General features: G+C 67.2%; 9 protein-coding genes. 8 read left to right on the plus strand and 1 reads right to left on the minus strand.

Annotated elements, in window-relative coordinates; genetic code table 11:
* The 4 genes from QZ609_RS23440 to QZ609_RS23455 form a co-directional block, all read left to right on the plus strand.
* A partial coding sequence (locus QZ609_RS23440; RefSeq protein WP_295499986.1) for an arginase family protein occupies positions 1-430 on the plus strand: 430 nt, incomplete at its 5' end.
* On the plus strand, positions 423-1,658 hold the full coding sequence (gene hutI / locus QZ609_RS23445) for an imidazolonepropionase (protein ID WP_295499987.1): 1,236 nt from the start codon (positions 423-425) through the stop codon (positions 1,656-1,658). The genes QZ609_RS23440 and hutI, both read left to right, overlap by 8 nt.
* Positions 1,659-1,725: 67 nt before the next feature.
* Positions 1,726-2,841, plus strand: coding sequence for a ferrochelatase (hemH, locus tag QZ609_RS23450; RefSeq protein ID WP_295499988.1), 1,116 nt, complete (start codon positions 1,726-1,728; stop codon positions 2,839-2,841).
* Positions 2,838-3,233 carry an RNA-binding S4 domain-containing protein gene (locus tag QZ609_RS23455; RefSeq protein WP_295499990.1) on the plus strand — a complete coding sequence of 132 codons (396 nt, stop codon included), beginning with the start codon at positions 2,838-2,840 and terminating at the stop codon, positions 3,231-3,233. Before hemH ends, QZ609_RS23455 begins: the two co-directional genes overlap by 4 nt.
* Positions 3,234-3,251: 18 nt before the next feature.
* Here QZ609_RS23455 and QZ609_RS23460 read toward each other — a convergent pair whose 3' ends face one another.
* Positions 3,252-3,437 carry a hypothetical protein gene (locus tag QZ609_RS23460; protein ID WP_295499992.1) on the minus strand — a complete coding sequence of 62 codons (186 nt, stop codon included), beginning with the start codon at positions 3,435-3,437 and terminating at the stop codon, positions 3,252-3,254.
* Positions 3,438-3,731: 294 nt separating this feature from the next.
* On the opposite strand from QZ609_RS23460, the gene grpE reads away from it, so the two are divergent.
* The 4 genes from grpE to QZ609_RS23480 form a co-directional block, all read left to right on the plus strand.
* Complete coding sequence (grpE, locus tag QZ609_RS23465; RefSeq protein WP_295499993.1) at positions 3,732-4,373, plus strand: nucleotide exchange factor GrpE; 642 nt, start codon at positions 3,732-3,734, stop codon at positions 4,371-4,373.
* A gap of 14 nt (positions 4,374-4,387) precedes the next feature.
* Positions 4,388-4,813 (plus strand): thioredoxin family protein, encoded by a 426-nt coding sequence (locus tag QZ609_RS23470; RefSeq protein ID WP_295499995.1) that lies wholly within the window; start codon positions 4,388-4,390, stop codon positions 4,811-4,813.
* A 307-nt stretch (positions 4,814-5,120) separates the two neighbouring features.
* The gene (gene rnk / locus QZ609_RS23475; RefSeq protein ID WP_295499997.1) at positions 5,121-5,525 is read left to right on the plus strand and encodes a nucleoside diphosphate kinase regulator; all 405 of its coding nucleotides are present in this window, start codon (positions 5,121-5,123) and stop codon (positions 5,523-5,525) included.
* A gap of 373 nt (positions 5,526-5,898) precedes the next feature.
* The coding region (locus QZ609_RS23480; RefSeq protein ID WP_295499999.1) for an Hsp70 family protein at positions 5,899-6,142 on the plus strand (244 nt) is incomplete at its 3' end.

Consider the following 6,142-nt stretch of genomic DNA (forward strand, 5'->3'; position numbering starts at 1 on the left):
CTGGCCGTTCCACTACGCGTGCCTGGGCGTGAGCACCTACGCCAACACCGAAGCGTTGTTCGCCCGTGCGCGCCAGCTCGGCGTGCGCTGGATGCATGATGATGAGATGGACATCATGCAACTCGCACACGTGCTGCAGGTGGTTGAGGTGTTCTTGAGCCAAGTCGACCACGTGTATTTGACGATGTGCCTGGACGTCCTGCCCGCCGGCACCGCCCCTGGCGTGAGCGCACCGTCTGCGCGCGGCGTGGCGATGGACGTGATCGAGCCCATCGTGGATCGCGTGGTCAGCTCGGGCAAGCTACGGCTGGCGGATGTGGCGGAGCTGAACCCGTCGCTCGACATTGATAACCACACGGCACGTGTTGCGGCCCGCCTGGTTGCGCGGGTGGCCGACGGCATTGGCCTGCAAGGAACCGCACATGGCTGATCAGGCCGACCCGCACTGGGATGCGCTCTGGACCAACGTCCACCTCGCCACACTAGCGGCGGATGCCGATGGCTACGGCGAGATCCGTGACGGTGCCATTGCCGTCAAGGACGGCCGTATCGCGTGGCTCGGGTACCGCGCTGATCTGCCCGCCAACGCTCGCGCCACGCACGAGCATGACGGTGGCGGCGCGTGGCTCACGCCCGGCCTGATCGACTGCCACACGCACCTCGTCTACGCCGGCAACCGCAGCAACGAATTCGAGGCGCGCCTGAATGGCGTGCCGTACGAACACATCGCCCGCGCAGGCGGCGGCATTCTTTCCACCGTGCGCGCCACGCGGGCGGCCAGCGAAGATGCCCTCGCCGAGGCCAGCCTGCCGCGCCTGAACGCCCTGCGTGCCGAGGGCGTGACCACCGTCGAGATCAAGTCCGGCTACGGCCTGGACCTGGAGACTGAGCGCCGCATGCTGCGCGTCGCGCGCCGCTTCGGCCAGACGCTGCCGGTGCGCGTGCGCACGACCTTCCTCGGCGCCCACGCCGTGCCGCCCGAGTTCGCCGGCCGTGCGGACGACTACATCGACCACCTCTGCGCCGACGTGCTGCCAGCGCTGGCCGCAGAAGGCCTCGTCGATGCCGTCGACGCCTTCTGCGAGACCATCGGCTTCTCGCCCGCGCAGACCGCACGCATGTTCGACGCCGCGCAGCGCCTCGGCCTGCCGGTCAAGTTGCACGCCGAGCAGCTCTCCGACCAGGGCGGCGCCGCACTCGTGGCACGCTACGGCGGCCTCTCTGCTGACCACCTCGAATGCCTGACCGACGCGGGCGTCGCCGCCATGGCCGAGGCGGGCACCGTGGCCGTGCTGCTGCCCGGCGCGTTCTACTGCCTGCGCGAAACCCGCCTGCCACCGATGGCCGCGCTGCGCGAAGCCGGCGTGCCGATGGCCGTGTCGACCGACTGCAACCCGGGCACGTCGCCGCTCACCTCGCTGCTGCTGGCGATGAACATGGCCTGCACGCTGTTCCGCCTGACCCCGCTGGAAGCCCTGACCGGGGCCACGCGGCATGCGGCTGCCGCGCTCGGCCTGGCCGGCACCTGCGGCGTGCTCGCCCCGGGCTGCGCGGCGGACTTCGCGCTGTGGCGCATCGACCGTCCGGCGGACCTGGCCTACGCGATGGGCCTCAACCCCTGCATCGGTGTGGTCAAGGACGGTGCCGTGGTGGCGTAAGGAAGCCGCGATGGCCCGGCTCGTATAATCGACCGGGTTATTCGCGCCCTCGTGTTTCCTGCGCCCCATGCCCTTCTTGCCCGAACCCAAGTTCCAGCACGGCCAGCCCGATCGCACGGCGATCCTGCTGGTCAACCTCGGCACGCCAGACGGCACCTCGCCGCGCGAGGTCGGCCGCTACCTGCGCCAGTTCCTCTCCGACCCGCGCGTGGTGGAGATTCCGCGCGCCGCATGGTGGTTCATCCTCAACGTGTTGATCCTGCCGCTGCGCTCGCGGGCGTCGGCGCACAAGTACGAGACCATTTGGTTGCGCGAGGCCAACATGACGGGCTCGCCGCTGCTGGTCTATAGCGAGCGCCAGGCGCACGCGCTGCAGCAGCTGCTGAACGCGCAGGGCCACGACGTGGTGGTCGCCTGCGCGATGCGCTACGGCAATCCGTCGATCCCGTCTGTCATGCAGGCGCTGCGCCGCCAGGGCGTCGAGCGCATCCTCGTGCTGCCGATGTATCCGCAGTATTCCGGCACCACCACGGCCACCGCCTTCGACGAGGTGTTCCGCGTGCTGGGCGAGATGCGCAACCAGCCCGAGCTGCGCATCGTCAAGCATTTCCATGACGACCCGGCCTACATCAACGCGCTGCACCAGCAGGTGGGCGCGTACTGGGCGCAGCACGGCGCGCCGGACTTCGCGCGTGGCGACAAGCTGCTGCTGTCGTTCCACGGCGTGCCGCGCCGCACGCTGGAGCTGGGCGACCCGTACCACTGCGAATGCCTGAAGACGGGGCGCCTGCTCGGCGAGGCGCTCGGCCTGCAGCCGGGCCAGTACCTAGTGACGTTCCAATCGCGCTTCGGCCGCGCCGAATGGCTGCAGCCGTACACCGCGCCCACGCTGGAAGAACTCGGCCGCGTCGGCACTGGCCGCGTCGACGTGTTCTGCCCGGGCTTCCCGGCCGATTGCCTGGAGACGCTGGAGGAGATCGCCATGGAAGGGCAGTCCACCTTCCGCGTCGCCGGCGGCAAGGACTTCCATTACATCCCCTGCCTGAACGACAGCGAGGCGTGGATCGCCGGCATCGCCGACATCGCGCTGGCGCATCTGCAGGGCTGGCCGCTCAGGGTCACGCATCCGCACGTGCTGGAAGCGAGCCGCACGCGCGCCCAGAGCAAGGGGGCTGCCGCATGAAGGTCAGTACCGACGCCGCAGACCGCGTGCGCATCGACAAATGGTTATGGGCGGCGCGCTTCTTCAAGACGCGCTCGCAGGCGACCGACGCCGTGGAGCGTGGCCGCGTGCAGATCAACGACCAGCCGGTCCGCCCGGCCAAGGATGTGAAGATTGGTGATCGCGTGCGTGTGCACGCGCACGAACAACAGTGGGAATTGGAAGTGCTGGCGCTGGCCGAGCTGCGCGGCCCGGCGTCGGTAGCGCAGACGCTCTACGCCGAGACGGATACCAGTCGCTTAAAACGCACCGAGGATGCCGACAGGCGGCGCTTGTACCGGGAGCCCGCCACGCAGATCGCCGGTCGTCCAACCAAGCGCGACCGGCGCCGCATCGACAAGCTGGGTGACTGACCGCAAGCGTGTGCTAACTTATGACGCACTCAGCGCGCGCGGCACCTGCAGCGTGTGCGGCTGCATAATGTAGTGTTTGAAAATGGCCTTGCCGCTGCCGTACTCCGTGTCGCGCGGCGTCACGGCTCCGGACAGGCAAATGAACGTCGTGACTGCGGTCAGGGTCAACAGCAGGAGCACGGTCAGAATCGGTAGCTTGTGCATGATACGAACCCTCAAAGAAGCTCGCGTCCCCGAATGTTTTTCTTGCATCATAGGTGGCCGGTTTTGGGGTCGCAATCGCCGTGCCGTTGCCGTCCGATGAAAGTTGTAACGCCGTATTTCGTGATGCACGACGCACAGTCGTGGCGCATGCGGTGTCCGTCCGGCGCCCTTGAAATGCGCGCCAGATGCCCCATCTCGGGGAGAATAATTTTGTGAAATCCAGCGGGTCGGTCGCTGGCGCCATGTGTACCAACCAGGCGCTGGACTGTGTATTGACCCCATTTATCCAGCGCTATGAAACACACCACCGAATCCACTTCGCAATCGGACGCCACGCAAGCCGCCCAACCGTCGCCGTCGTCGGCAGCGGGGCAAGCCGCCAACGCGTATTCGAGCCAGGCCCAGCGCGCCAGCGCCGAGGCCCAGGCCATTGCCGGTGACGAGGCCGCCGTGGCCGAGGCGGTGGCCGACATGGACACGAGCGAACTGCGCCGCCAGCTCGAAGCCGCGGAAGACAAGGCCCGCCAGAACTACGAGAACTGGGCACGCGCCACGGCAGAGGGCGAGAACATCCGCCGCCGCGCCCAGGAAGACGTGGCCAAGGCCCACAAGTTCGCGATCGAAAGCTTCGCCGAATACCTGTTGCCCGTGATGGACAGCCTGCAGGCCGCGCTGGCCGATACCTCCGGCGACACCGCCAAGCAGCGCGAGGGCGTCGAGCTCACGCTCAAGCAACTGAACGCTGCCTTCGAGAAGGGCCGTGTGACCGAGCTGAACCCGGTCGGCGAGAAATTCGACCCGCATCGCCACCAGGCCATCTCGATGGTACCGGCCGATCAGGAAGCCAACACCGTGGTGGCCGTGCTCCAGCGCGGCTACACGCTGGCCGACCGCGTGCTGCGCCCGGCCCTGGTGACGGTGGCTGCGCCCAAGTAAGCCAACACGTTTCCATGATGCAGGACGCCACTTCCTCGCACGGCACGCCCGCCGCGATCCCGGTCGATCTGACCGCGTTCGCGGCGTTCGGCATGCGCGAGGTGAATGGCGAGACCATCGACGCGGCCATTGCGGCAGCGGGCGATGCGCTCGTCTGCGTGTTCTTCTGGGGCGAGGATTGCTTCAATTGCGAGATGGCCAAGCAGGCCATGCTCGCGCAGCCTGAGCCCGTGCGTGCGCTCGGGCTGCATTGGCTGCACGCCAATGTGTGTGTGCACCCGGAACTGGGCCAGCGCTTCGGCCTGCATGGGGTTCCGGTGTTTGTGTTCTTTCACCGCGGCACGAAGCTCGGCCGGGCGACCGGCTGGCACGGCCACGCGCAGTTTGCCGCCGCGGTTGCCAATGCGCGCAACAAGCTGGCCGGCAAGCCGCTGGTCTGAGGTGTCGCCCATGCGTGCGATGCCGGCGGCCGCCTTCCTCTTTGCTTTCCGACGCCGTGATGCACGCGACGAGCGTGCCTCGCGCGTCGTGCCGCACGCCGCCCAGGCGACCGACGCGGCCCTTGCCGCCGCCCGGCGGTGGTCCTAGTGCCCTAGCGGCACGTTGCCGCCGGGCTCATCTCACACACGATTTCGTATCACTGCCGGCCGGCGTTCGCGCCCGCGGGCTGCCGTGTCATCGCCCGCGGCTGGAAAGCCATCGGCGGCCCCTTCACCTAATGTTCAAAACAGATTTGTAGGAGATCCCATGTCCAAAGCCACCATCTACCTGACCGAACTCGACCTCACCCGCCTGGAAAACGCCGCCGCGCGCGCCGGCAGCAGCTCGCCGCTGGCCGATCTGGTCGACGACCTGATCGCGCGCGCCAACGTCGTGCCCGGCAACAAGATCCCAGCCGACGTGGCCACGATGAACTCGGTGGTGCGGGTGATCGATGAATCAGGCGCGGCGCAGGACTGGACGCTGGTCTATCCGGAAGAAGCCAACGTAGCCGCCGCCAAGCTGTCGGTGCTGTCGCCGATGGGCGCGGCGTTGCTCGGCCGCCGTGCCGGCAATAAGGTCACCTACACTGCGCCCAACGGCGCCGAGCACACGCTGCGGCTGGAAGCCATCGCGTTTCAGCCGGAGGCCAGCGGCCAGCATACGCTGTGATCGATCCAGCGCTCGCAGGCACGCCCGACGAAGGGTAGGGGCCGCCCCAGTGGCCGCGCTCTCGAGTGTCTGGGGTGGCCCTGGGGCGGGTTTGGCGCGTCGCAAAGGGGGGGGGCGCGGCCAAACGGGCCGTCGCCGCCCGCCTGCCACCCACCCGGACCGGGCGCAATGCCCGGTATTTTTATGCTCGATCACCTCGCAAACGCTTGTTTTTGCCAGCCGGGCCGTGTTTTTGGGTGCTTTCCCAGGAAAAACCGGCCAAAATGCTCAACTTTTCAAAAATCGGCCTTGAAAAGCCGGACGGCACTCCCACATCCGAGCCAAGTTTGTATTTCAGTGCAGTCCTGACACCAGATTCGAGGAGCAAGAAAGCATGGGCAAGATTATCGGTATCGACCTGGGTACCACCAATAGCTGCGTTTCCATCATGGAGGGCAATACCCCCAAAGTGATCGAAAACGCCGAAGGTGCGCGCACCACCCCGTCGATCATCGCCTACATGGAAGACGGCGAGACGCTGGTCGGCGCGCCCGCCAAGCGCCAGGCCGTCACCAACCCGCGCAACACGCTGTACGCCGTCAAGCGCCTGATCGGCCGCAAGTTTGAAGAGAAGGAAG

The organism is uncultured Ralstonia sp. (assembly GCA_913056305.1).
Taxonomy (GTDB): Bacteria; Pseudomonadota; Gammaproteobacteria; order Burkholderiales; family Burkholderiaceae; genus Ralstonia.

Excerpts from the sequence above, each read along its gene's own strand:
- hutI (WP_295499987.1), top strand. The coding sequence starts at position 423 with ATGGCTGATCAGGCCGACCCGCACTGGGATGCGCTCTGGACCAACGTC.
- hemH (WP_295499988.1), top strand. The coding sequence starts at position 1,726 with ATGCCCTTCTTGCCCGAACCCAAGTTCCAGCACGGCCAGCCCGATCGC.
- QZ609_RS23455 (WP_295499990.1), top strand. The coding sequence starts at position 2,838 with ATGAAGGTCAGTACCGACGCCGCAGACCGCGTGCGCATCGACAAATGG.
- QZ609_RS23460 (WP_295499992.1), bottom strand. The coding sequence starts at position 3,437 with ATGCACAAGCTACCGATTCTGACCGTGCTCCTGCTGTTGACCCTGACC.
- grpE (WP_295499993.1), top strand. The coding sequence starts at position 3,732 with ATGAAACACACCACCGAATCCACTTCGCAATCGGACGCCACGCAAGCC.
- QZ609_RS23470 (WP_295499995.1), top strand. The coding sequence starts at position 4,388 with ATGATGCAGGACGCCACTTCCTCGCACGGCACGCCCGCCGCGATCCCG.
- rnk (WP_295499997.1), top strand. The coding sequence starts at position 5,121 with ATGTCCAAAGCCACCATCTACCTGACCGAACTCGACCTCACCCGCCTG.